The following is a 23,287-nucleotide window of genomic DNA, read 5'->3' as shown; positions in this document are numbered from 1 at the left end:
TCTTTTGAGGCTAACGGACATGGCCGAGATCGTTCTGAACGTTGAAGTCCGCGACCGCGTCGGTGACGGCGGCGCTCGCGCGGCGCGCCGCGAAGGCAAGGTGCCCGGCATCCTGTACGGCGGCGACAAGGGCCCCGTGCCGATCGCCGTGAACGAGAAGGACTTCCGCAAGTCGCTCTACACCGGCAAGCTGCTGGGCCATCTCGTCACGCTGAAATACGGCGACGAGACCCAGCCGGTCATCGCCAAGGACGTGCAGTTCCATCCCGTGAGCGACACGCCGGTTCACTTCGACCTGATGCGCGTCGACGAGCACGCCCCGGTCAAGATTTCGATCCCGGTGCACTTCAAGAACCAGGACCAGTGCGGCGCCTTCCGCCAGGGCGGTTCGCTCGAGATCGTCCGTCACGAGGTCGAGATCATGGTCCCGGCCGACCACATCCCCGAGGAGCTGGTCGTCGATCTGGCCGGCCGCCAGCTGGGCGACACCCTGCGCATCTCGGACGTCCAGATGCCGAAGGACGCTCAGCCCACCATCACCGACCGCGACTTCGTGATCGCCTCGATCAAGGTGTCCTCGGCCGCCAAGGCCGACGCCGCTGACGAGGCCGCCGACGCCGCCGCCGCCGAAGAGGCCGCCGCCGCCGAAGAGGCCGCCGCGGACGAGGTTCCGGCCATTGAGCAGGCCGCCGCCGAAGAGCCTTCCGAGGGTTGATCCCCTTTCGCCCCATCGGGCATTGAAGCGGCCTCGCCTCTCCGGGCGGGGCCGTTTTCTTTTGGGCGTCCCATGCTGATCATCGCCGGCCTCGGCAATCCCGGTCCCCGCTATGCGGGCAACCGCCACAACATCGGCTTCATGGCCGCCGACGCCATCGCGGATCGCTGGCGCTTCGGCCCCGAGCGCGCGCGCTTCCAGAGCCTGGCCCGCGACGGCGAGGTGGAGACCGCCAAGGGGCCGGTCCGCGTCATCCTGCTCAAGCCCCAGACTTTCATGAACGAGAGCGGCCGCGCCATCGGCGAGGCCATGCGCTTCTTCAAGCTGACGTCCGCCGACGTGATCGTCTTCTATGACGAGATCGACCTGGCGCCCGGGCGCTTCCGCATGAAGACGGGCGGCGGCGCGGCGGGCCACAACGGCATCCGCTCGACCATCAGCCAGATCGGTCCCGACTTCCGCCGCGCCCGCATGGGCGTGGGCCATCCCGGCCAGAAGGAGCTGGTGCACGGCCACGTCCTGTCGGACTTCCACAAGGTGGAGCAGGGCTGGGTCGCCGATCTGTGCCGCGCCTGCGCCGACGCCCTGCCCTTCGCCTGCGCGGGCGAAGACGAGCGCTACCAGGCCGAGGTCATGCGCCTGGCCCCCGCCGAGAAGTTCAGTCCTAGACAGACGGGCCGCGACCCCCTTAGCTGACCCTGCAACCTGGGAGGGTAAATGATGCGCGCGGTGATCCTTGCGGCCTGCCTTGGCCTTATGTCCGGCCCCGCATTCGCCAGAGCGGAGCCGCCCCGGGAACCTTTCATCGCCGTGAGGGGCGAGGCCGCCGTGTCCCTTCCCGCCGACTACGCAACCCTGGTCATCGAGCTGAGGGGAGAGGGCGACGATAGGATAAGCGCATTGCGGCAGCTGGAGGAAACGCGGTCCCGGGTCATCGACGGCGTCTCCAGGCTCCAGGGCGCGCGCGCAGGCGTGACGTCGCGGCAGGCGGATGTCCAGCCGGCCTATGACCCGCAGTGCAATGACGGACGTTACGGCGGACGCCGGGCCACCGGCGCCTGCGCGCCTACGGGCTATATCGCCACAATGACGGTCTGGGCGGATATCTCACCCGCCGAAAGGATCGGAGCCGCAGCCTCCCTCGCCTCTGAGCTGGGCGCGTCGTCAGCTTCCTTCAGAACCGGCCGGCTGGCGGATCATCGGGCCGCCTACGCCGCCGCTCTTCAGGCCGCCTATGCAGACGCCCGACGCCAGGCCGAGGCCATGGCGCAGGCGTCAGGCATGCAGCTCGGCGAGATCATTCGATTGCAGGATGCGGACGTTCAGCTCGAAGACCCGGAAGATCAGCCTCAAGCGGCGGCAATCATGGTGACCGGGTCTCGAATCACCCGCCCGACCGTTGAGCTGCAGGCGGCTGTTCCGCCTGTGGCGGTGGAAGCGACGGTGACAGCAGTCTTCGCTATCCGCCCCCGCTAGACCGCTACCCACCTCAGCAGCGCCCCATAGGCTTCCCGCGTGAAGGCCTCCACGTCGTCAGGCGCGCGCAACTGCCCGGCCAGGTGGACCGAGTGAAACAGCCGCGCCGCCGCCCGCGCCCGGGCTTCATCCAGGACGTAGGCCGAGGCCATCAGCTGGGCCAGCACGGCCTCTCGGCGCTGGTCCGCCGCCTCGACCTCGGTCTCAAGGGCCGGCTGACCGATCGCGGCCCGGCGCACGGCCACGTCCAGCCGGTGATCCATGCGGCCCGTCAGCTTGCCGAGGGTCCGTAGCGCCAGCTCGGGTGTGCGCGCCGCCAGGGCGGCCTCCGCGATCCGGTCCGTGGCCCGCTCGCGCCAGCGGCCGATCACGGCGGCCAGGAATTCCGTGGCCGATCCGAAGTGGTGGTAGAAGGAGCCCTTGGTCCGGCCCGCCGCCTGACACATCCGCTCGATGGTCAGGGCTTCTGGCCCCTCGTCCCTCAGCCGCTCCAGACCTAGATCCAGCCAGGCCGCGCGCGTGAAGCGGCTCATGGCGTTGCCGGAAGAGCGAGGCCAAGCACGGCCAGGATCGTAATGACGGCGAACAGGATCACCGGGGGCAGCCGCCACGCAGGCAGCCTGCCCCGCCCCGCCGCATAGAGCGCCACCGCCAGGAAGCCGACGGCCTGGAAGGTCAGGAAAAGCGCCAGCACCGCGCCATCCTTGCGCCAGGCGGCCCAGCCGTAGCCGCCCGCCGTGAAGGCCAGGCTCATGCTGACCATGTGCCAGGTCATGAAGTTCAGCCAGCGGGGCACACGATCCAGTCCCGCCGCCTCCAGCAGCGGCCGGACCACCAGCCGCGAACCCAGGAACAGATGTACTCCCAAAGCGACTGCGGCCACGACCGCCGCCGCGACGAACCAGACGTTCATGGCGATCTCCATACCAGTTCGTATGGTTTGTGCTACCATTCGGCGTGGGACGCAAGCGTTTGGCGGCCCGGCCCGCCTGTGCTAGGCAGCGCGCCGCCGCCGCGCAGCGGGCGCGGCCCCATCACCTCCTAGGCGTCCATGGCCCTGAAAGTCGCGATCGTCGGCTTGCCCAATGTCGGCAAGTCCACCCTGTTCAATGCGCTCACCAAGACGGCGGCGGCCCAGGCGGCCAACTTCCCCTTCTGCACGATCGAGCCGAACACCGGCGACGTGGCCGTGCCCGAACCGCGCCTGGAAGTGCTGGCGAAGATCGCGGGCTCGAAGGAGATCATCCCCTCGCGGATCACCTTCGTGGATATCGCCGGCCTGGTGCGCGGCGCCTCCAAGGGCGAAGGGCTGGGCAATCAGTTCCTGGCCAACATCCGGGACTGCGACGCCATCGCCTTCGTGGCGCGCTGCTTCGTCAATGACGACATCACCCACGTCGAGAACCGCATCGACCCCATCGCCGACCTCGAGATCATCGAGACCGAGCTGATGCTGGCTGACCTCGACAGCCTGGAGCGCCGCATCGTCCAGGTCGAGAAGCGCGCCAAGGGCGGCGACAAGGAGGCCCAGGGGCAATTCAAGCTGATGAGCGCGGCGCTGGACCTGCTGCGCGCCGGCAAGCCCGCGCGCCTGGCTGAGGTGTCCAAGGAAGACCGCAAGGCCTGGGACATGCTGCAGCTCCTGACCGCTCTGCCGGCCCTTTACGTCGCCAACGTCGATGAAGGGTCAGCCGCCGAAGGGAACGACCTGTCCGCCCAGGTGGCCACGCGCGCCAAGGCCGACGGCGCCGAGACGGTCGTCATCTCGGCCCAGATCGAGTCCGAGATCGCCACCCTGGACGAGGCCGAGCAGGCCGAGTTTCTGGAGACGCTGGGCCTGACCGAGCCGGGCCTGAACCGCCTGATCCGCTCCGCCTATACCCTGCTCGGCCTTCAGACCTACTTCACCGTGGGCCCCAAGGAGGCCCGGGCCTGGACTATTCCCGTGGGCGCCACCGCGCCCCAGGCGGCGGGCGTCATCCATACGGACTTCGAGAAGGGCTTCATCCGCGCTGAAACCATTGCCTACGACGACTACGTCTCGCTGAACGGCGAGGCCAGGGCGCGCGAGGCCGGAAAGCTGCGGGCTGAAGGCAAGGCCTACGTCGTCAAGGACGGCGACGTGATGCACTTCCTGTTCAATACGTGACAATAGCCCTCCCCCTCGACGGGGTTGGGTGGGGGCGAGAACGCAGCGCTGCGGCCAGGGCGTATGAGGCGATCGCCGGCGTGCACTTGACGCGCTTCCGGCCCGCCAGGCTGACATGCGGTTGAAAGGGCGTTCGCGGCCAGGGCCCCGTCAGGCCGCTGCGCGTGCGGGAGCGGCTCCACCGGTCCGCTGGCGGAAGCGCTGCTTCTCCGCCGCCACCCACCCGGCGAAGGTTTCGGCCGAGGCCGCAACGCGGGTGACGGCCGCCAGATCCTCAGCGGCGGCCTCCGGCCCGGCCAGAGCGATGCGGACAGCGTCAGGCGCCCGCGCCCGCTCGGTGAAGCCCGCGAACCGGCCCGACAGCCTTGTGAGAGCCGCGCCGTCATTGGCCAGGGAATAGGCCACGCCGGCCCGCACCAGCCAGCTTTCCTCCTCTGGCGTCAGGGGCGTTTCGGCGTCGCGCCAACGCTCGCCGAGGCGACGTTCATAGATCGGCCCGGCCTGTGCCCAGGCCTGCTGGCGCCAGGCCGCCTCGCCGCGCACCAGCAGGGCCTCGGGCGACTGGTCATTGCCCAGCACCTCCAGGGCGTGTTCGTGGCGGCCCAGCGCGGCCAGGGCCCGCGCCTCGACCACGCGGCGTTCGGATTGCATGGCGGTGGGCAGAAGGGTGGTGCGCGAGTTCCAGATGGCCTGCAGCGCCTGCTCCGGCTTGCGGTTCATCAGGTGAATGCGCGCCAGGTCCGTGGCCACCGACGCCTTGGCCACGCCCTCCAGCCGGTTGTTGACCTGATAGTCCAGCAGCTCGGCCGCCTGATCCAGCAGGTCCACGTCCACCAGCCGCCGTGCCAGGCGGCGAACCATGTCGTCCCCCTCGGCCCCCACGGGCGTCAGGTCACGGAAGTCGTAGAACAGGGCCACCGCCTGGATCGGCTGAAGTCCGTCGGCCCGGCCTTCCAGGAACAGGGCGCGAAAGGCGGCGGACAGGTCGGCCTGCAGTTCGGTCGCCTCGGGCAGGCGAGCCAGCCGGTCGCCCGCGCCGCGCAGCACCTCCAGCGCCTCGCGATAGCGGCCCTGGCTCAGGTAGATGCCGCCCAGGGTGCGGATCAGCTTCAGCTCGGTGGCGTCGCCGCGCCAGCGCCAGCGCAAGGGCTCCAGCACCTCAATGGCCTGGGCCGTGGTGATCTGGCCGCTGTCCAGCTTGATGCGGGCCGCGTTCATGCGGGCCTCGGTGGCCAGGTCGTCCAGGGGCGCGCGGCCCACGGCCTCGAAGACGCGCACGGCGCGCGTCTTGTCGCCGCGCAGCTCGAACAGCTCGGCCTGGATCAGCCGCACCTTCAACTGCTCCTCGGCGTCGATGTGCTGGGACAGGGCGTAGCGGATCAGCGCCTCGGCGGCCTCAAGGTCTCCGGTCTTCATCGCCGCCAGGGCGTGGGCGGCGCCGAAGCGGGCGCGCCACTTGGGCGGGAAAGCGTCGATGGCGGGCGCGGCTTGCGTGAACTGACGGCGCGCCTCGTCCCACTCCTGCTGCTGAGCGGCGATGTAGCCCCGCCAGGCCGAGGCCGACGGGTCACTGGCCAGGGCGCCCACGGAGAAGTCCGCAAGGGCCTCGCCATAGCGGCCGACCATGGCCCGCGCCGCGCCGCGCAGGCCGCGCGCCTCGGGATCGGCCAGGCGGGCTTCGTTCTCGGCGGCCATCTGGTTGATGACGCCGATGGTCTCATAGGCCAGCTCGTTACCCATCAGGAAGCGCGCCAGGCCCAGACGGGCGCGGCTGGGGGCGCTGGGCCCCTCGAGGCCCTCCTGGGCGGCCATGTCCTCCAGCTGCCGACGGCGCGCCGAGTAGTCGGCCTCGCCCGTCGAGGCCCACCGCTCAAGGACAAGGGCCGGGCTGGGCGCCGCCTGGGGCAGCTCCAGGGCGGCGATGGCGGCGTCCTCGCCGGCTGCGGGCGGCGACAGGGTCAGGCCTCCCGGCCGGGACATGCGCACCAGGTCGCCCTCGACGGCCACGCTCAGGTCCGAGGCGATGGGCGCGAGGCCCAGGCCCTGGGCGCTCTCCAGCAGGGTCAGGTCGATGAGACGGCGGGACTGCCCCCAACCCTTGGCCGGGCCAAGGGCAGGCGTGACGAGGAAGCGGTCGCCCACCGCCGGGTCGCTCAGCCAGACCGGCTGGGCCGCGCCCGCCACGGCGGCCACCAGGGCGGTGGGGCCGGATTGATCGTCGCGGGACAGGGTCACCTGGCCCTCGGGCGGAACCGGCGCTCCACCCAGGGTGATGATCCAACGGTCGCCGTCGGCGCGAGCGGAGAAGGCGATGTCGTCCGGCGCCGACAGGCGCACGGCGGTGTGGGAGGGACCCGCCGTCCACTGCAGACCGGTGGCCGGCCCCAGATCCCGCGCCCGGCTGAGATCCAGGCGGAGCGGCGCGGCGAAGACGATCCACACGGCCGGGCCGCGCCGGACCACCGCCGCGGGCGTCGCCTGGCTGAATGGGAAGGTCAGGGTCAGGCGGCCGTTCTCCACCTGGCCCGCCACGGCCACGGTCCCCTGCGCCGCCGCGGGCGCTGGAGCTGCGGCTGCACCGTTCGGCCGGATGTTCAGAAAGGCCGCCCCGTCGGCGTGGCCCGAGACGATCGACGCGCCCTCGGCCAGGGTCAGGACGATCTCGACGCCGCGGTCCGCCGGCCGCACCTCGACCCCCGTCACGCCCGGCGGCGGGTTGACCCGCAGCTGCGATATGTCAGGCGCGGCGGTCATGCCCAGCCGGATAATGGCCTCGCGGCCCTCCTGGCGGATGCGCGCGCGCTGGCCGATCACCCCCGCGAACTCCACCCGTGTGAATTCGGTATTGCGGCCGACGCGCACCTCGACCGGGTCGAGGGCGCGCACGGGGGCCTCGGATGGGACGGCCATGGCCAGCATCGGCGCAGCGCCGACCGAGCCTGCCGTCAGCACGGCGAGGCCGGCGTTCAGAAGTCGCTGGCGGCGCGGGTTCCCCATCAGGCCGCACCTTCTTCCGCTGCGGTTGAGGCGCGGTTAACGAAGCGTCTATTCGACGGTCTGGCGCGGGCTGTTCTGCTGCCCCTGCGCCGCCCCTTGAGACGGCTGGTAGGGCTGGGGCGCGCTGGGCAGGGACGGCTGTTGGGCGGCCGGGCGCTGCGCGGCCTGTGCGGGCCGGTTGCGGTTCTGGGCGCCCGAGCGATTCTGCGCCGCAGGGCGGGGTCGCGGGCGCTGCGCTTGCGGCTGTGCCGCGGCAGGCTGCGCCTCGGGTTGAGTCGGCGCCTCAGCCCTGGCGGGATCATTGGCGGCCTGAACCGCCGCCTCGCTGCTGGTCCGGGGCGCACCATCGGTCGCGGCCTGGGTGCGCGCGCGCAGCTGCTGGGACTCGAAGCGGCGGGCCAGCTTTTCGGTGAGCTCGCGCGCCGCGGCGGGTTCCATCTGCGCCATGATGGCCGCCAGAGAGCGGGGCCGCATCGCCGCCGCCACCGGCAGGCGCACCTCGTCATCGAGCGTGGCCATTACGCGAGCCGCCTCGCGGGGCCGCATGGCGGAATAGACCTGCACCAGGCGGTTGGTCTCCTCCTGCTGGCGCGCGTCGGCCTGTCCCAGGAGCGCCTGCAGTTCGCCCTTGAGGCCGTTGAGTGTGTTGATGCGCTCGTCCAGCTTCTGTTCGGCCGCGGCCAGCAAAGGCAGCTGGGTGGCGAAGTCGGCGTCGCGGGCGTCCAGTTGGCCGCGCCTTTCGGACAGGCTCTGCAGAACACGCAGCTCGGCGGGCGACAACCCCGCTTGGCGCGCCAGCTCCTCGGGGCTCACGGCGCAGACGCCGGGCGCTGGACGGCTCGACGCCTCGGCGGGGGCCGCCTCCCCCTGGGCTTCGGCGGTCACCTCGGCGGCGAAGGCGCGCGCGCCCTGAAACAGGTCCGGCCCGGCCCCGATGGCGCGTACGGCCACCACGCCGCCGATGGCGACGGCGACGAGGGGAAGGATGCGGGGGATGCGGCTCATGGGGCTCTACTCAGGTCACAGAGCGCGCCGGGCGGGCGCCTCGAACAGGTCTTCGTCGGCAGGGGGACGAGGGCGCGACGGGGGAGTGCGCTCGCCCGCCTCGAAGCGGGTCTGCACCTCGCGCGCATTGGCCAGGGCCTGCAGGATGGTGGCGCGGTCGAGGCCAGGCGCGGGCGCGGCGGTCTCGGCCGGAGTCTGCCCTGCCGCTTCAGGGCGAGGGGCTGGCCGGGGTGACGGTTGGCTCGCGGCGGGGCGCGGCTGCACACCAAGGCGCTCGGCCCGCGCGATCAGGGTCTCCAGCTCCACCTTCAGCACGCGCGCGGCGGTGACGCGGCCGTGCAGCTCTTCGGTCTCGGCGGCCGCCTGCCGCAGAGCGCCCAGACCCTGCTCGGCCCGGATCGCGGCGCCGTTCAACTCCGCCACGGCCTTTGCGAAGCCGGTCTGGCCGTCGCGCAGCGCCTTGAGCTTCTTTTCCAGCTTCATTCCATAAACCAGCGCCATGACCAGCAACAGGATCAGCACGCCGTCCAGAAGCAATCCGACCTGGCTCATCTTTCCCCCCTGGCGGCGCGCTGCACGGCCTGGGCGCTGGGCGGCTGCTCGACCTTGAGGGCGATATGCTGGCCTCGACGTCCCATCCGGCCTTGGGTCAGGTTCACCGGTCCGCAACGCAGGGCGACGGGGCTATCGGGCCCCGCGTTCAACATCAGGGTGTCGCCCACCTTCAGGTTCAGCACCTGCCCCAGCGGGACCTGATGCTCGTCCAGCACGGCGCGCACCTCCAGCTGGGTCGTCCAGAGCTCCGTGGCCAGGTGCCCTTCCCAGATGTTGTCGCGGCCGAACTTCTCCCCCATGAACTGCTGCAGGAGCATCTTCCGGATGGGCTCCAGCGTGGCGTAGGGCAGCAACAGCTCAATGCGCCCGCCCCGATCCTCCATGTCGATACGCAGCTTGACCAGGATCGCCGCATTGGCGGGACGCGCGATGGCCGCGAAGCGAGGATTGGTCTCCAGGCGGTCGAGGTTGAAATGCACCGGCGTCAGGGGCTCGAAGGCGGCGCGGGCGTCGTTCAAGACCACCTCGACCATGCGCTGGACCAGGACCCGTTCGATCGTGGTGTAGGGCCGGCCCTCGATGCGCAGGGCCGCGGTGCCGCGGCGCCCGCCCAGCAGGACGTCCACGATCGAGTAGATCAGGTTGGAATCCACCGCCAGCAGGCCGTAGTTGTCCAACTCCTCGGCCCGAAAGACCGCCAGGATGGCCGGCAGCGGGATCGAGTTCAGGTAGTCGCCGAACCGGATCGACGAGATGTTGTCCAGGCTCACCTCGACGTTGTCGGAGGTGAAGTTGCGCAAGCTAGTCGTCATCAACCGCACCAGGCGGTCGAAGACGATTTCCAGCATCGGCAGACGCTCGTAGGACACCAGCGCCGAGTTGATGATGGCCCGGATGCCGGTGCGATCGGCGTCCTCATCGTCCGAAAGGTCGAAACCCAGAAGGCTGTCGATCTCCTCCTGGTTCAGGATGCGCTCTGCCGGGCCCCGCGCCTCGGGCATGTCGGCGGCCGCCTCGTCGTGCGTCGCCAGCGGGTCCATCTCGGCGAGCGCGGCGTCGGTCATTACTGCACCAACATCTCTTCGATCAGCACGGCGTCCACCCGGCCCGGCGCGGCGATCAGATTGACCCGGCGCAGTATTTCCTGACGCAGCGCGAAGCTGCCGGCCGATCCGGCCAGATCCGCCGGGCGCAGCTCGCGCAGGAAGCTCTGGAACATGTCCTGCATCCGGGGCGCCTCGGCCTGAAGCTGATGGGCCAGGTCGGCGTCGTGCATCTCAAGCGTGAGCTTCAGCTTCAGAAGGGCCGGGCGACCATCGTCGGACTGAATGTTCACCACCATGTCGGGCAGGGTGTAGAAGGTGACGCCGTCAGGCCCTTCGCGCACCAGGCCCAGAGAAGGGTCGCCGTCGCCGCCGCTGGCCTCGCCATGGCCGCCGCCACCCTTTTTCTTTTTCTTGGTGTCGTGGCCGCCGCCGCCATGATCGCCGGACGCCTCTTCGCCGTGCGCCGCCTCGGCAGGCTTGGGCTTCAAGAGAAAAAAGGCTGCGCCGCCGCCCCCGCCGCCCAGCAGGACGACGGCCGCGCCGATGATGACGAGAAGCGGGAGCTTCTTTTTCTGGGGCGCCTCATCTGCGCCCTCCGCACCCTCGGCGGGTGCGGGCGCCGCCTCGGCCTCGGCCGGAGCGTCCTTCGCCTTTTTCTTGAACAGCTTGAGCATGGACCGGCGCAGGTTGGAATTCGACGCCTTCAGGAATCGGCAGGTTTGGTTAACGAGGCGTTTCAAGCCCGGCAGATTCTGCCGATCCGGAGACGCTTTCCGACCGCGCCGGCCACGAGTTTCAGCTCGGAAAGCCTTACAGGCCTTGCGTTAACCATGTGGCCCGCCCCTTGCACCGTTCCAGGCGTCAAGGAGCCCACCCGTGGAAAACGCCGCCTATATCGGCCTGTCCCGTCAGATCACCCTGCGCCGCCAGCTCGATATCGTTGCGAACAACATCGCCAACGCCGAGACGACCGGCTTCAAGGTCGAGCAGCTGCTGGTCTCGGCCACGCCCGGCCGGGGGGCCGAGAACGACGGCGTGCGCCATTCGGCGACCTTTGTCATGGACAACGGCGTCGGGCGCGACTTCGCTCAGGGCCAGTTGCGCGCCACCCAGAACCCCTACGACCTGGCCATCGAGGGCGCCGACGCTTTCTTCCAGGTCGAGGGCGACCGCTTCACGCGGGCCGGGGCCTTCACCGTTGATGACCAGGGCCGCCTGACCACCGCCCAGGGGCTGCCCGTGCTGGACGCCGGCGGGGCCGAGATCACGCTGGACCGCCAGCGCGGCGCGCCGTCCATCGCCGCCGACGGCACCATCACCCAGGAGGGCCAGGCCGTGGGCCAGATCGGCCTCTACCGTTTCCCGGACCTGGGCGTGCTCGCCAAGGAGGGGGACGGCTTCTTCCGCAACACCTCCAACGCCCAGCCCGAGGCCGCCGAAGGCGCCCGCATCCGTCAGGGTTACCTGGAGGGCTCCAACGTCAACGTGCTGACCGAGATCACCGAACTGGTCGAGATCCAGCGCGCCTACGAGCGGATCACCCGCCTGATCGAACAGAACACCGACCTGTCCCGCCGCTCGGTCGAGCGGCTGGGCCGGGTGAGCTAGAAGGGAGGCTGAAGAGCCATGCGCGCGCTTCGCACCGCAGCCACGGGCATGTCGGCCCAGCAGCTGAACGTGGAGGTCATCTCCAACAACATCGCCAACATGAACACGGTGGGCTTCAAGCGTCAGCGCGCCGAGTTCCAGGACATGCTGTACCAGAACGTGGAGCGCATGGGGGCCCAGTCCTCGGCCCAGGGCACCGTGGTGCCGACGGGCATCCAGATCGGCTCGGGCGTACGCGCCGGCGGCGTCTACCGCATCACCGAGCAGGGCGCCCCCACCCAGACCGGCAACCGCTACGACATGGCCATCGACGGCCGCGGCTACTTCCAGGTGCTGATGCCGTCGGGCGAGACGGCCTTCACCCGCGCCGGCAACTTCGCCGTCAACGGCGAGGGCCAGCTGGTCACCGACGACGGCTATGTGGTCCAGCCCGAAATCAGCATCCCCCAGGACGCCCGCGACGTGATCGTCTCGGCCGACGGCCAGGTCCAGGTGGTCACGGCGGGGCAAACCGAGCCCCAGATCGTCGGTCAGCTGGAGCTGTCCATCTTCTTCAACGAGGGCGGGCTGGAAGCCATCGGCGACAACCTGTTCCTGCAGACCGCCGCCTCGGGCGAGCCGGCCACCGGAACCCCTGGCGACGTGGGCTACGGCACCCTGATGCAGGGCTATACCGAGGCCTCCAACGTGGACGCGGTCAGCGAGATCACGGCCCTGATCGTGGCCCAGCGCGCCTATGAGATGAACTCCAAGGTCATCTCCACCGCCGACGAGATGCTGTCCGTCACCGCCCAGGTGAAATCGTGATGCGTGCCCTGATCGCCGCCCTGGCCGCCCTGGCCTTCGCCGCTCCCGCCCTGGCGGGGCCGGTCCAACTGCGCGCCAGCCCCACCGACGGGGACGGACGCATTACGCTGGGCGAGCTGTTCGACGGCGCGGGCGCCGCCTCGGGCGTGCTGGCCGCCACCCGCACCGGCGAGACGGCGGTGCTGGACGCCGCCCAGCTGCAGCTGCTGGCGCGCCGCCACGGCCTGAGCTGGTCCAACCCCCAGGGTTTCCGCACCGTGCTGGTGAGCGCCGGAGCCGAAACCGCAGTCTCCACCACCGTCGCGAGCGCCAGCCGCACGGCCACGGTCGACATCCTGACCTATGCCCGCAACATTCCGGCCGGCGAAATCATCCAGCCGCAGGACGTGGTCTTCACCGCCGTCCAGGCTCACCAGGCTCCCGCCGACGGCGCCGACGATCCGGAGCGCGTCATCGGCCAGTCGGCCCGGCGGCCCCTGCGTTCCGGCGCGGCGGTGCGCGCCGCGGACCTGTCGTCCCCGGTCGTCGTGCGCCGGGGCGAGATGATCGAGGTCGCCTTCGAGACCGGCGGCGTCACCCTGACGCTCCAGGCCCGCGCGCTCCAGGACGGCGCGGTGGGCGAGCGCATCCGCGTGCTCAACACCCAGTCCGACCGCACCATTCAGGCCGTGGCCGCCGCCCCCGGGCGCGCCGTGGTCGGCCCCGCAGCCCAGGCCGCCGTCGCGCGCGGCTTCAACTAGGAACCGGACGTATGCGTAACATCCTCCTTCCCTGCGCCGCCGCCCTGATGCTGGGAGCCTGCTCCACCGCCGTCGAGGCCGTGCGTGGACCCGAGCTGGCCCCCATGGCCTATCCCTCCGCCCTGACCCCGGTTGAGCAGCAGATCGTCCACCCGCGCCCGCAGCCGGCCAGCGCCAACAGCCTGTGGCGGGCCGGAGCCCGCTCGTTCTTCAAGGATCCGCGCGCCGGCGAGGTGGGCGACATCCTGACCGTGAACATCGACATCGACGACCGCGCCCAGGTGCAGAACTCCACCACCCGCGACCGCTCCAACGAGATGAACGCGGGCGTGACCAACTTCTTCGGACTGGAGAACACGCTGGGCCGCCTGTTCCCCGGCGGATTCGATCCGGCCACCATGGTTTCGACCAGCGGCGGCTCCACCTCGTCCGGGTCGGGCAGCATCGCCCGGTCCGAGCGGGTCAACCTGACCGTGGCGGCCATCGTCACCGCCGTCCTGCCCAACGGCAACCTGGTCATTCAGGGCCGGCAGGAGGTGCGCACCAACCGCGAGGTGCGCGAGCTGACCGTGGCCGGCATCGTGCGGCCCGAGGACATTTCGAGCGCCAACACCATCGATCACACCCAGATCGCCGAGGCGCGCATCAGCTACGGCGGGCGGGGCGACGTCAGCCGCATCCAGGCCGCCCCGGCCGCCCAGTCCATCGCCGAGCGCTTCAGCCCGTTCTAGGGTGAGGGGATGAAGCCGCTTCATTCCCTCGTCCTGGCCGCCGCCCTCGCCCTGGCCCCCGCCGCAGTCGCCCGGGCGGACGAATCCACGTCGCCCGTCCAGGTGCGCGGATCCTTCTTCGCCCTGCAGGTGGCGGACGTGGAGGCCAGCGTGGCCTGGTGGCGCGATGTGTTCGGCCTCAGCCTGGCCATGAGCCCGCCCACCCGGAACGGCGTCACCATGCGGCTGATGGAGGGCGACGGCCTGATGGTCGAGCTGATCCAGGACGACAGCGCCCGCCCCTTGCGCGACCTGATCCCCGGCGGACGCGAGCGCCAGGGGCCCATCTGGGTGCATGGGGTCTTCAAGGGCGGGATCATCGTCGATGACTTTGACGGCGTGATCGCCCGCCTGCGCGAGCGCGGCGCGGACATCGCCATCGGCCCCTTCCCGGCCACGCGGGAGCAGCGCGCCAACGCCGTGATCCGCGACAACGAAGGCAACTATATCCAGGTGGTCAGCAGCCAGCCGCCGGTAAGTTGAGGCGGCGTCGGGTTTCTGTCTCCTCCCTGCCGCGTGAGCAGTGGGGAGGTGGCTGCGAGCCGCTGGCGAGCAGACGGAGGGGTATGGGGCGTCCCACCCCTCCACCACCCTGCGGGTGGTCCCCCTCCCCATCCGAGATGGGGAGGAGACAGGGGCCGGCGCCCCGCGCCGTGGCTGCGGAGTTAGGGTGGAGAGGCGGCGGAGCGCCGGGCCTTCGCCCGGTGGTCTCTTTGATGGTGGTACCGGGTTCGGCTGGGGCCGCCGCTGGGTTTTCCAGGCCCAGAAGCTGGTCAGCGCTCCGCGGTTCGTCAGGCTTGGCCGGCCTTCTGTTTAGGAAGGCGCTGTCGGAGCAGACCCGCCGGCGGGGCGGGCCCGTCGGGCCTGGGTATGCCAGAATGGGCCCGAAGCCCTCTCCCCCCCAAGCTGTGGCCAACCGGCGCGGCCAAACCGCCGGTCCCGATTTTTGCTCTCCGTTCGACCCAACGAAGCCCCAGGGCCGCACGAGCCGCCTGCGCATACGGCCTCTCCGCCCCGGAGCCCGCTTAGAGTGCGGGATACGCGAGGGGGTGTGCGCAAGTCGGACGCGGTTGGTGCGTGATGCGTTGTGGATCAGGAGGTTAGCGGCCCCGAGGCGGTGCGTATCCGGGCCCGTAATCAACCCCGCTCGGCCCGACAGGCCGCCAACAGGGCAGGGTCGCCCTGTCCTTTGAAGGCCAAAGCCACAACCCTGTCGCCGCTCATGGCCAGCGCGGAACTGGCGCGCCGACGCTCGTGGACCACGGCGGCGAAGTAGGGCCCCCTCTCCACCTGGCCACAGACCAGGCGGCGGCGAGCACCCGAATGGGCCCTCGGCACGCGATACCGGACCACGGTCTTCTCGAAGCGCGCCTGCGGGTCGCCCAGCCGCTCGCGCACCGCCGTCTCGGCCGCACGGGCCGGAGAGCTGGCGCTCCAGCCGTACCAGCTTATAGCGCCGATCAGACCCACCGTTGCGAGAATGGCCGCCCACCACGGATTGCGCACATCAGGCGCCAGGTCCGACACGATCTCAGGCAGGTGGCGCAGCAGGTGTAACATGCCGCTTGTTAACCTCATGAATTGAACAGGATGTTGCGGTCCGTCCGTTAGTCACATCGGGCAACACTCCGTTCAACGCGCCCGCTCATGCTTCGCGCCGGAGGAGTACGGTCAATGCCCGTTGAGCCATGGCGCGATCACGACGCGGCGGAAGCGCGGCTGCGGCGCCTGAACAGGCGGTTCGCCTCGGCATCCCGCCGGGCCGAACGGCGCGGGCCGCTGCGTCTGTCCGAGGCGGTGATCATCGGGGCCTTGGCGATAGCTGCGATGGCCTGGGCGCGGCCGGAGGCGGCGGCGGACGCGGTTCACCGTCTGGCCAAGATCAACCGGCAGCTGGTCTGGTATCCGAACTGCGCTTCGGCGCACGCGGGCGGCGTCTACAGTATCCGCGAGGGTGAGCCCGGCTATCGGCCCCGGCTGGACGCCGACACGGATGGCCTGGCCTGTGAGCCCCCGCCGCGGTGAGCGACGCCGCTGGCGCCCCTACGCCCTAAGCTCCACGCCGTTGCCGTCCGGATCGGCGAGGTAGATCGATACGGCCGAGCCCTTGGCGCCGTAGCGGACGCCCTCTTCACCCACCTCGACGCCGTGCGCCTGCAGATGACGGCGCACCTGGGCCGGGTCGAAGTCGGCGATCTGGAGGCAGAAGTGGTCGAGGTTGCGCGCGGTCTTGCCCGGCGCGGCGCCGCCCATGCGGCCCAGCTTGCCGTCCACCGGCACGAGGTCGATGAGCGAGGCGCCGGCGCGCAGCTGATAAAGGCCGATCTCTTCCTGCACCCGCTCGACCGTGCAGCCGATGACGTCACGGTAGAAGGCGAGCATGGCGTCCAGTCGCTCTGTGCGCAGGACGATGTGATCGATGCCGAGCGGCCGCATCAGTAGGCGTGGTCCCGGTAGAGGCGGCTGAGGTCGCCCTGCCACTCGCCGTGATACAGGGCCAGCAGGCGTTCGGCGGGGGTGACGCCGCTCTCGGCGATCTCTTCGGCCTCGGACAGATAGCCGGTCTCGTCCACCAGCCCGCCCGAGAAGCGCGCCCGGCGGCGAAGGCCGTGCCGGGCGATGGTCACCATGTCCTTGGCCACGTCCTGGACCGAGCGGCCCGAGACCTGGGCCTTGAGGCCCAGGCGCGTCACGTCGCGGCGCAGACGCTCGTGATCCTCGATATCCCAGTCCTTGCACAGGTCCCAGGCGGCGGTCAGGGCCGCGTCGTCGTAGAGGATGCCCGCCCACAGGGCCGGCAGGGCGCAGATGCGGGCCCAGGGGCCGCCGTCGGCCCCGCGCATCTCGAGGTAGCGCTTCAGCCGCACCTCGGGGAACAGGGTGGTCAGGTGATCCTGCCAGTCCTTGTAGGTCGGCCGCTCGCCCGGCAGGGCCGGCAGCTTGCCCTCCATGAAGTCGCGGAAGGACTGGCCCGAGGCGTCGATGTAACGGCCGTCGCGCTTGACGAAGTACATGGGCACGTCGAGCGCGTAGTCGGCATAGGCCTGGAACCCGAAACCGTCCCGGAAGACGAAGTCCAGCATGCCGGTGCGGTCGGGGTCCGTGTCGGTCCAGACGTTGGCGCGGGCCGAGAGGAAGCCGTTGGGCTTGCCCTCGGTGAAGGGACTGTTGGCGAACAGGGCCGTGGCGATGGGCTGGAGCGCCAGGGAGACGCGGAACTTGCGCACCATGTCCGCCTCGTCGGCGTAGTCCAGGTTCGCCTGGATGGTGCAGGTGCGCAGCATCATGTCGAGGCCCAGCGAGCCGCGCTTTGGCATGTAGGCGCGCATGATGTCGTAGCGGCCCTTGGGCATGATCGGAATCTCAGATCGCGCCCACAGCGGATCGAAGCCGACGCCCAGGAAGCCGAGGCCCAGCTCGTCGGCGACGGTCTTGACCTCTTCCAGGTGGCGGCCGGTCTCGTCACAGATCTGGTGGATGTCGTCGAGGGGCGCGCCGGACAGCTCGAACTGGCCGCCGGGCTCGAGGCTGACCGAGGCCATGGCGTGCTCCAGGGCGATGACCTTGCCGCCCTCCTCCACCGGTTTCCAGCCGAAGCGGGTCAGGCCCGTCAGCATGGCCTCGATGCCGGCGGGGCCGTCATAGGCGGGACGGCGGAGGTCGGCCTTGGCGAAGCCGAACTTCTCGTGTTCGGCGCCGATGCGCCACTGGGCCTTGGGCTTTGACCCCGCTTCGAATTCCGCGACCAGGGCGTCGTAGGTCAACGGTTCAGTCATGCGGGGCGCCCCTTCACTGACGGCCAAGCCGTGCGCGGGCAAATGGGCGAGCGAACGCGCCTGCGCAAGGGGCTTTAGTTGCGCCAGTCGCCGGCCGCCGCCTGCCACAGGGCAAGGGCCGCGATGGCGGCGGTGTCGGCCCTGAGAATGCGGGGGCCGAGAGACACGGCGACCGCGGCGGGATGGGCGCGCAGGCCGGCCCGCTCCTCAGGCGAAAAGCCGCCCTCGGGGCCAATGAGGATGGAGGCCGGGCCGAGGCGGCCCGCCGCCGCCTCGAGCAGGGGCGCGGCCTCGCCCGCCTCGTCGCAGAAGATCAGGGTGCGGCCCTCGGGCCAGTCGGCGATCAGCCGCTCCAGCTTTTCGGGGGGCGCGATTTCGGGGACGTCCAGGCGGCCCGTCTGTTCCGAGGCCTCGACGGCGATAGCCGACAAGCGGTCCACGCGCGTGTGGTCGGCGTTGGTGCGCCGCGTGACGGCCAGCCGCACGCGGCCGCAGCCCAGCTCGGCGGCCTTCTCGATGATGGTCTCCAGTCGGGTGCGCTTCACCAGGGCGATGACCAGCTCGAGGTCCGACGCGGGCGTCTGTTCACGGGTGCGCTCGACGGCCTCCAGCTCGCAGCCGCGTTTGGAGGCCGCCGTGATGCGGCAGCGCCATTCGCCGTCGCGGCCGTTGAAGCAAAGCAGCTCGTCGCCGACGGACTGGCGCATGACGGCCAGCAGATAGCGCGCCTGGTCCTCGCGCGGGGCGAAGCGCGCGGCCTCCTTGAGCTCGGCGTCGACGTAGAGGCGGATCATGGGCCTCAGCCTTCCACCGCCGCCTTGAGGGCCATGGAGATGCGTTCGAAGGCGGCGCGGCGGCGGGCGCGTTCACGTTTAGCGTCGAACTCGCCCAGGAAGCCGGACCAGATCTCGCCGTTGGCGAAGATGCAGCTGCCGCGATCCAGCTCCTCGATCTCGAAGTAGCGCACCGAGCGGGCCATGAGGCCACGGTTCATGGCCCAGATGATCTGCTCGCGCGGCACCCATTCGACCACCGAGGCGGACAGCATCTGTCCCTCACCCTCGCTCAGGCGCTCGCGCAGCATGAGGGGCGCGCCGATGCGAAGGGCGCCCTGAACCTCGGGGTGGACCGGGTTCCAGTGGGACCAGCGGGCGAAGTCGCCGAGCAGCTCCCAGATGTCGTCGCTGGCGGCCTGAATGCCGACGCGGCTCTCGATCTTGATGGGCATCAGCCGGCTCCCTTCATGCGCCAGGTCGCGCCCTGCGGCCCGTCCATGACGACCACGCCCAGGGCGTCCAGCTCGGCGCGGATGCGGTCGGCCTCGGGCCAGTCCTTGGCGGCGCGGGCGGCGGTGCGCTGTTCCAGCAGGGCCTCGACCCGGGCCTTCAAGTCCTCGTCGGCCCCGCCCTCGAACCAGGCGTCGGGGTCCTGCTGGAGAACGCCGAGGAGTGAAGCCAACTGAAGCAGTCGAGCCTTGGCGTCAGCCGCGGCGGCTTGGGCTGCATCGCCCTGCTTGTTCATCAAGGCTTCCAGCTCGTCGGCATAGGCTCGAAGACGTGCGAACGTCGCGGGGGTGTTGATGTCATCTAGAAGGGGTTGCGTAGGATCACGCCACTCTGACTCCTCCGCGTGCAACCACCTTGCCGCGATATGCCCAGATCTCTGGATCACCCCATACAACCGATCCAGGCTCTTGCGGCTCTGATCAAGCAGGCTCTGGGTCCAGTCCAGCGGCTGGCGGTAGTGGGCGGAAAGCAGGGCCCAGCGCACCACTTCGCCGGGGACCGTCTTCACCAGGTCGTGCAGCAGCAGCACATTGCCGACCGACTTGGACATCTTGTCCGCCTCGATGGTCAGAAAGCCGTTGTGCATCCAGTAGCGGGCGTAGGCTTCGGGGCCGTCGTGACCGTGGGCGCAGACCCCTTGGGCGATCTCGTTCTCGTGGTGCGGAAAGACCAGATCGATCCCGCCGCCATGGATGTCGATGGGGAAAGGCCCAAGGACCTCCTCGATCATGGCCGAGCACTCGATGTGCCAGCCGGGCCGGCCCGGGCCCCAGGGGGACGGCCATTCCGGCTCACCCGGCTTGGAGGGCTTCCACAGGACGAAGTCATGGGCGTTGCGCTTGTAGGGCGCGACCTCGACCCGGGCGCCGGCGATCATGTCGTCGAGCGAACGCTTCGACAGGGCGCCGTAGGCCGGATAGGCCCCCACGTCGAACAGCACATGGCCCTCGGCCGCATAGGCCGCGCCGCGCTCGACCAGGGCGCCGATCTGGCGCGTGATGGCCTCCATATGGTCGGTGACGTGGGGCGCGACGGTCGGCGGCAGGACGTTCAGGGCCGCCATATCGGCCAGATAGGCGGCCTCGTAGCGGGCCGTGATCTCGCCGATGGGCACGCCTTCCTTCGCGGCCTTGGCGTTGATCTTGTCGTCCACGTCGGTGACGTTGCGGGCATAGATCACATGCTCGGCCCCGTATTCGCGGCGCAGCAGCCGGTGCAGCACGTCGAACACCACCGCCGGGCGGGCGTTGCCGATGTGGGCGTAGTCATAGACCGTCGGCCCGCAGACATAGAGCGTCACCCGGTCCTTTCGGAGCGGCTTGAACTCCCGCTTCTCGCGGCTGAGCGTGTCGTAAAGGCGCAGGGTCATCGGCTGTCGAACGTTGCGGGGACGGGGTCCGGTCCCATATAGCCGTGAGGGCGTGTATTAGAACCGCCTTCTCTCCCCCGGACGCGAGAAATCATGGACGTGAAGCCCAGCCGGCCGGTCTTAGTGGCCAACCAGGATCGCCCGCGCCCCGACAAGGCCCGGGCGCTGGAGGCGGTGCGCACCCTGATCGAGTGGGCCGGGGACGATCCGGACCGCGCCGGCCTGGTCGACACGCCGGAACGCGTCTTGAAGGCCTATCGCGACTGGTTCAGCGGCTATGGCGAGGACGCCGCCGCCGAGCTGGGCCGCACCTTCGACGAGCTGGAGGCGGCGGGCGATTTCGTCATGCTGCGCGAGGTGGAGGTCGAGAGCCACTGCGAGCACCATCTGGCGCCGTTCCTGGGCCGGGCCAGCGTGGCCTATATCCCCGGCGAAAAGGTGGTCGGCATCTCCAAGCTGGCGCGGGTGGTCGAAATCTTCTCGCGGCGCCTGCAGAGCCAGGAAGCCCTGACCCGACAGATCGCCGACGTCATCGAAGAGGTGCTGAAACCCCAGGGCGTCGCCGTAATGATCGATGCGCGGCATCAGTGCATGACCACACGCGGGGTGCATCACCGCGACGTTTCGACCGTCACCACGCGGTTTACCGGCGCATTCCAGGACGATCCGTCGCTGCAGACGCGCTTTCTGTCGCTCGCCCGCCAGGGGTAAAGGCTGCGACGGAACCGGAAGGCGATTTAGACCGCTTTACAAACCGGTCGGATTCCGGCCAGAACGGCACGACAGCTTCGCCGGACGGATGCCCGCCGGCCATGGAGACAAGCGCGCATGGGTGCGAAACTGGGTGGGGCCTCCGGCGGCCAGACCATCGACCAAAACGCCGACATCAATGTCACGCCCTTCGTGGACGTGATGCTGGTGCTGCTCATCATTTTCATGGTGTCCGCCCCGCTGGCCACCGTGTCCATCAAGCTGGACCTGCCGCCGCCGGTCCCGCCGCCCCCGGGCACGCCGCAGGAAGATCCGGTCTACATCTCGATCCAGGAGGGCGGCGCCCTGTTCCTGGCCGACCGCGAGACCAACATCACCAACCTGGCCGCCGACGTCTGCTCGGCGCTGGGCGGCGGCCAGTGCCAGGAAGAGCGCGTCTTCGTCCGCGCCCAGCCGGAAGTCCGCTACAATCAGTTCATGGAAGTCATGAACACGCTGCAGGAAAACGGCTTCCTGAAGGTCGGCCTGCTGAACGAAGACATCACCTGATCGCCTGACGATCACGGTGCGAGTTCAGGGCCGGGCGGCGACGCCCGGCCCTTTCTCTTTTAGGGGTCAGGCCAGACGGCGGGGCGGCTGGCCGGGTCGGATTTCGAACCGGGCCACCTCGCGCGTCTCGAAGGCGCGGCTCTCCAGCGTGGAGACGCCCACGAAGCGCGCCTCGGCCCGCTCGGGAGTCAGGGTCACGTCAAGGAAGCCGCGCTCTCCGAAGTGGGCGAAGAGCACCTCGGGGTTCTGGGCCGTCATCGCCGCCGCCATGTCCATGCCTGGAACCAGGCGCGACAGGGAGGGCGGCGGGCTGGAGATGGCCGTGGCGCCCAGCTCAGTCCCGGCGCGGCGGCCGCCCGCGTCATGCAGGTCGTGGACCCAGTTGGCGTGGCTGTCGCCCGTCAGCACCACCAGATTCGCGCCTGCGCGCCCGGCGGCGGCGTAGAGCCGCTCGCGCTCGGCGGGATAGCCGCCCCAGTCGTCCGTGTTCTGGGGCAGGCCCTGCCGCTTGCGCAGGGCCATCTGCCGAATCCGGTTGCGCGCGAAGTTTGAGAGGCCCGCAAGGGTCTCGGGGGGCACGCTGTCGATCAGGTCGACGCCGGACTGGCGACCGATGGGCGTCTGCTGGCCCAGCAGCTGCCAGGCCACGGCGTCGCGCACAGCCTCGCCGAGGCCCGCCTCAAGCCAGGTCAGTTGTTCGGGTCCCAGCAGAGACCGCGCCGGACTCTCCAGCGCCTGGCGGAAAGCGGCGACCGCGGTCGCGTCGCCGGCGTCATCGGGAAACTCCAGCTGTTCGGATCGGGCCAGGAGCCGCGTCTCCAGCATGTGCAGGCTGGCGGTCCGTCCGAAGCGGAAGGCCCGCCGCGCGGCCAGGGCCAGGTTCGGGCCCCGGTCGCGGATGGGCATCCACTCGAACCAGGCCTGAAGGGCGGCGGCCTTGCGGGCCGCCCAGTCGCCCTCGTCCGGCTGATGGTTCTGGGCTCCGTCCGTCCAGGGATCGTTGGTGATCTCGTGGTCGTCGAAGGTGACGATCCAGGCGCAGCGGGCGTGGGCGGCCTGGGCCTGGGGGTCGGCCTTCACCTGGGCATGGCGGCGGCGATAGTCGGCCAGGGTCACCGTCTCGTGGGGCGGGTCGACCATGCGGCCCAGCTCGGCCGCCCGCGCCGCGCCGTAGTCGCGCGGCCCGCTGGCGTACTCGTAGATGTAGTCGCCAAGGTGCAGTACGGCGTGCACCTCGCCCAGGTTCGCGATGGCCTCATAGGCGTTGAAGTAGCCATGGCTGTAGAGGGCGCACGACGCCACCGCCAGGCGCACCGCCGACGCGTCGCCCGCCTCGGGCAGGGTCCGGGTCCGTCCCATCGGCGAGACCTGATCGCCGCAGCGGAACCGGTAGCGGTATTCACGACCGGGCCGGAGGCCGTCGACCTCGACCTTGACCGTATGATCCCGCGCGGCGGAGGCGACGGCGCGGCCACGCTTGAGAATTCGCGCGAAGCTGTCGTCCCCGCTGATCTCCCAGACCAGGTCAGCCTCCGGCGCGTCGGTGGTCAGGCGGGTCCACAGAAGGACGCCGTCGGTGGCGGGATCGCCGCTGGCCACGCCGTGAAGAAAGCGGCCCTCCGCCTGGAGCGGCCGCCCAGGCGCCGCGCAGGCCGCGGCGGTTCCGCCCAAAGCCCCACCCAGGGCCACGCCAAGCTGGCGCCGGTTCAGCGTCATCGCCATCGCCAC

25 protein-coding genes and 1 pseudogene are annotated in these 23,287 nt (G+C 70.1%); 12 read left to right on the top strand and 14 right to left on the bottom strand.

Annotation, left to right across the window (positions count from 1 at the left end):
- Window positions 1-19: 19 nt before the first annotated feature.
- From Q0812_RS09310 to Q0812_RS09300, 3 genes and pseudogenes are all read left to right on the top strand, one after another.
- A pseudogene (locus Q0812_RS09310) lies at window positions 20-628 on the top strand (50S ribosomal protein L25/general stress protein Ctc); the annotation flags it as partial.
- A 159-nt stretch (window positions 629-787) separates the two neighbouring features.
- A complete protein-coding gene (gene pth / locus Q0812_RS09305; protein WP_302110048.1) occupies window positions 788-1,411 on the top strand; it encodes an aminoacyl-tRNA hydrolase in 624 nt (207 codons plus the stop codon).
- A 21-nt stretch (window positions 1,412-1,432) separates the two neighbouring features.
- Window positions 1,433-2,191: an SIMPL domain-containing protein gene (locus tag Q0812_RS09300; RefSeq protein ID WP_341923564.1), complete on the top strand. Its 759-nt coding sequence runs from the start codon at window positions 1,433-1,435 to the stop codon at window positions 2,189-2,191.
- On the opposite strand, the gene Q0812_RS09295 is transcribed toward Q0812_RS09300, so the two are convergent.
- The gene (locus Q0812_RS09295; protein ID WP_302110047.1) at window positions 2,188-2,724 is read right to left on the bottom strand and encodes a TetR/AcrR family transcriptional regulator; all 537 of its coding nucleotides are present in this window, start codon (window positions 2,722-2,724) and stop codon (window positions 2,188-2,190) included. The genes Q0812_RS09300 and Q0812_RS09295 overlap by 4 nt on opposite strands.
- Window positions 2,721-3,104: a hypothetical protein gene (locus tag Q0812_RS09290; RefSeq protein ID WP_302110046.1), complete on the bottom strand. Its 384-nt coding sequence runs from the start codon at window positions 3,102-3,104 to the stop codon at window positions 2,721-2,723. Before Q0812_RS09290 ends, Q0812_RS09295 begins: the two co-directional genes overlap by 4 nt.
- Window positions 3,105-3,242: 138 nt before the next feature.
- Between Q0812_RS09290 and ychF the strand changes: the two genes are divergently transcribed.
- Window positions 3,243-4,340, top strand: a complete 1,098-nt coding sequence (gene ychF, locus Q0812_RS09285) for a redox-regulated ATPase YchF (RefSeq protein ID WP_302110045.1) — start codon at window positions 3,243-3,245, stop codon at window positions 4,338-4,340.
- Between the two features lie 150 nt (window positions 4,341-4,490).
- Here the strand turns inward: ychF and Q0812_RS09280 are convergent, their stop codons facing one another.
- Genes Q0812_RS09280 through Q0812_RS09260 form a run of 5 tightly spaced genes read right to left on the bottom strand, consistent with a single transcriptional unit; the run spans window position 4,491 to window position 10,617 of the window.
- Window positions 4,491-7,337, bottom strand: coding sequence for a hypothetical protein (locus Q0812_RS09280; protein ID WP_302110044.1), 2,847 nt, complete (start codon window positions 7,335-7,337; stop codon window positions 4,491-4,493).
- Window positions 7,338-7,385: 48 nt separating this feature from the next.
- Window positions 7,386-8,342, bottom strand: a complete 957-nt coding sequence (locus Q0812_RS09275; protein WP_302110043.1) for a hypothetical protein — start codon at window positions 8,340-8,342, stop codon at window positions 7,386-7,388.
- 15 nt (window positions 8,343-8,357) lie between these two features.
- Window positions 8,358-8,894 (bottom strand): DUF6468 domain-containing protein, encoded by a 537-nt coding sequence (locus Q0812_RS09270; RefSeq protein ID WP_302110042.1) that lies wholly within the window; start codon window positions 8,892-8,894, stop codon window positions 8,358-8,360.
- On the bottom strand, window positions 8,891-9,961 hold the full coding sequence (fliM, locus tag Q0812_RS09265; protein ID WP_425281560.1) for a flagellar motor switch protein FliM: 1,071 nt from the start codon (window positions 9,959-9,961) through the stop codon (window positions 8,891-8,893). The genes Q0812_RS09270 and fliM overlap by 4 nt, the downstream gene beginning before the upstream one ends.
- Window positions 9,961-10,617 carry a flagellar basal body-associated FliL family protein gene (locus tag Q0812_RS09260; protein ID WP_302110125.1) on the bottom strand — a complete coding sequence of 219 codons (657 nt, stop codon included), beginning with the start codon at window positions 10,615-10,617 and terminating at the stop codon, window positions 9,961-9,963. Before Q0812_RS09260 ends, fliM begins: the two co-directional genes overlap by 1 nt.
- A 202-nt stretch (window positions 10,618-10,819) precedes the next feature.
- On the opposite strand from Q0812_RS09260, the gene flgF reads away from it, so the two are divergent.
- The 5 genes from flgF to Q0812_RS09235 are packed head-to-tail and all read left to right on the top strand — an operon-like array spanning window position 10,820 to window position 14,351.
- Window positions 10,820-11,551 (top strand): flagellar basal-body rod protein FlgF, encoded by a 732-nt coding sequence (flgF, locus tag Q0812_RS09255; RefSeq protein ID WP_302110041.1) that lies wholly within the window; start codon window positions 10,820-10,822, stop codon window positions 11,549-11,551.
- A gap of 18 nt (window positions 11,552-11,569) precedes the next feature.
- The gene (gene flgG / locus Q0812_RS09250) at window positions 11,570-12,358 is read left to right on the top strand and encodes a flagellar basal-body rod protein FlgG (protein WP_302110040.1); all 789 of its coding nucleotides are present in this window, start codon (window positions 11,570-11,572) and stop codon (window positions 12,356-12,358) included.
- A complete protein-coding gene (gene flgA / locus Q0812_RS09245) occupies window positions 12,358-13,098 on the top strand; it encodes a flagellar basal body P-ring formation chaperone FlgA (RefSeq protein WP_302110039.1) in 741 nt (246 codons plus the stop codon). Before flgG ends, flgA begins: the two co-directional genes overlap by 1 nt.
- 11 nt (window positions 13,099-13,109) lie before the next feature.
- Window positions 13,110-13,829, top strand: coding sequence for a flagellar basal body L-ring protein FlgH (gene flgH, locus Q0812_RS09240; protein ID WP_302110038.1), 720 nt, complete (start codon window positions 13,110-13,112; stop codon window positions 13,827-13,829).
- A gap of 9 nt (window positions 13,830-13,838) precedes the next feature.
- Window positions 13,839-14,351, top strand: a complete 513-nt coding sequence (locus Q0812_RS09235) for a VOC family protein (protein WP_302110037.1) — start codon at window positions 13,839-13,841, stop codon at window positions 14,349-14,351.
- A gap of 654 nt (window positions 14,352-15,005) precedes the next feature.
- Here the strand turns inward: Q0812_RS09235 and Q0812_RS09230 are convergent.
- Window positions 15,006-15,428, bottom strand: coding sequence for a hypothetical protein (locus Q0812_RS09230; protein WP_302110036.1), 423 nt, complete (start codon window positions 15,426-15,428; stop codon window positions 15,006-15,008).
- A gap of 114 nt (window positions 15,429-15,542) precedes the next feature.
- On the opposite strand from Q0812_RS09230, the gene Q0812_RS09225 reads away from it, so the two are divergent.
- Complete coding sequence (locus Q0812_RS09225; RefSeq protein ID WP_302110035.1) at window positions 15,543-15,893, top strand: excalibur calcium-binding domain-containing protein; 351 nt, start codon at window positions 15,543-15,545, stop codon at window positions 15,891-15,893.
- Window positions 15,894-15,911: 18 nt separating this feature from the next.
- Here Q0812_RS09225 and Q0812_RS09220 read toward each other — a convergent pair whose 3' ends face one another.
- From Q0812_RS09220 to cysS, 5 genes are all read right to left on the bottom strand, one after another.
- Window positions 15,912-16,304 carry a VOC family protein gene (locus Q0812_RS09220; protein ID WP_302110034.1) on the bottom strand — a complete coding sequence of 131 codons (393 nt, stop codon included), beginning with the start codon at window positions 16,302-16,304 and terminating at the stop codon, window positions 15,912-15,914.
- Window positions 16,304-17,644, bottom strand: coding sequence for a glutamate--cysteine ligase (locus Q0812_RS09215; RefSeq protein ID WP_302110033.1), 1,341 nt, complete (start codon window positions 17,642-17,644; stop codon window positions 16,304-16,306). Before Q0812_RS09215 ends, Q0812_RS09220 begins: the two co-directional genes overlap by 1 nt.
- Before the next feature lie 74 nt (window positions 17,645-17,718).
- Window positions 17,719-18,438 (bottom strand): 16S rRNA (uracil(1498)-N(3))-methyltransferase, encoded by a 720-nt coding sequence (locus Q0812_RS09210; RefSeq protein WP_302110032.1) that lies wholly within the window; start codon window positions 18,436-18,438, stop codon window positions 17,719-17,721.
- A 5-nt stretch (window positions 18,439-18,443) separates the two neighbouring features.
- Window positions 18,444-18,872 (bottom strand): SRPBCC domain-containing protein, encoded by a 429-nt coding sequence (locus Q0812_RS09205; RefSeq protein WP_302110031.1) that lies wholly within the window; start codon window positions 18,870-18,872, stop codon window positions 18,444-18,446.
- Window positions 18,872-20,299 carry a cysteine--tRNA ligase gene (gene cysS, locus Q0812_RS09200; protein ID WP_302110030.1) on the bottom strand — a complete coding sequence of 476 codons (1,428 nt, stop codon included), beginning with the start codon at window positions 20,297-20,299 and terminating at the stop codon, window positions 18,872-18,874. Before cysS ends, Q0812_RS09205 begins: the two co-directional genes overlap by 1 nt.
- Window positions 20,300-20,392: 93 nt before the next feature.
- Here cysS and folE point away from each other — a divergent pair, with 93 nt between their 5' ends.
- Together folE and Q0812_RS09190 are read left to right on the top strand one after the other, a co-directional pair.
- Complete coding sequence (folE, locus tag Q0812_RS09195; RefSeq protein WP_302110029.1) at window positions 20,393-21,010, top strand: GTP cyclohydrolase I FolE; 618 nt, start codon at window positions 20,393-20,395, stop codon at window positions 21,008-21,010.
- A 117-nt stretch (window positions 21,011-21,127) separates the two neighbouring features.
- Entirely contained in the window at window positions 21,128-21,559 is a 432-nt protein-coding gene (locus Q0812_RS09190) for a biopolymer transporter ExbD (RefSeq protein ID WP_302110028.1), read from the top strand.
- A gap of 66 nt (window positions 21,560-21,625) precedes the next feature.
- On the opposite strand, the gene Q0812_RS09185 is transcribed toward Q0812_RS09190, so the two are convergent.
- On the bottom strand, window positions 21,626-23,281 hold the full coding sequence (locus Q0812_RS09185; RefSeq protein ID WP_302110027.1) for an alkaline phosphatase D family protein: 1,656 nt from the start codon (window positions 23,279-23,281) through the stop codon (window positions 21,626-21,628).
- Window positions 23,282-23,287 lie beyond the last annotated feature (6 nt).

The sequence above is a fragment of the Peiella sedimenti genome (genome assembly GCF_030504955.1).
Taxonomy (GTDB): domain Bacteria; phylum Pseudomonadota; class Alphaproteobacteria; order Caulobacterales; family Caulobacteraceae; genus Brevundimonas; species Brevundimonas sedimenti.
The sequence above is the reverse complement of the archived record's forward strand: the minus strand, read 5'-3'. Positions and strand labels throughout refer to the sequence as shown.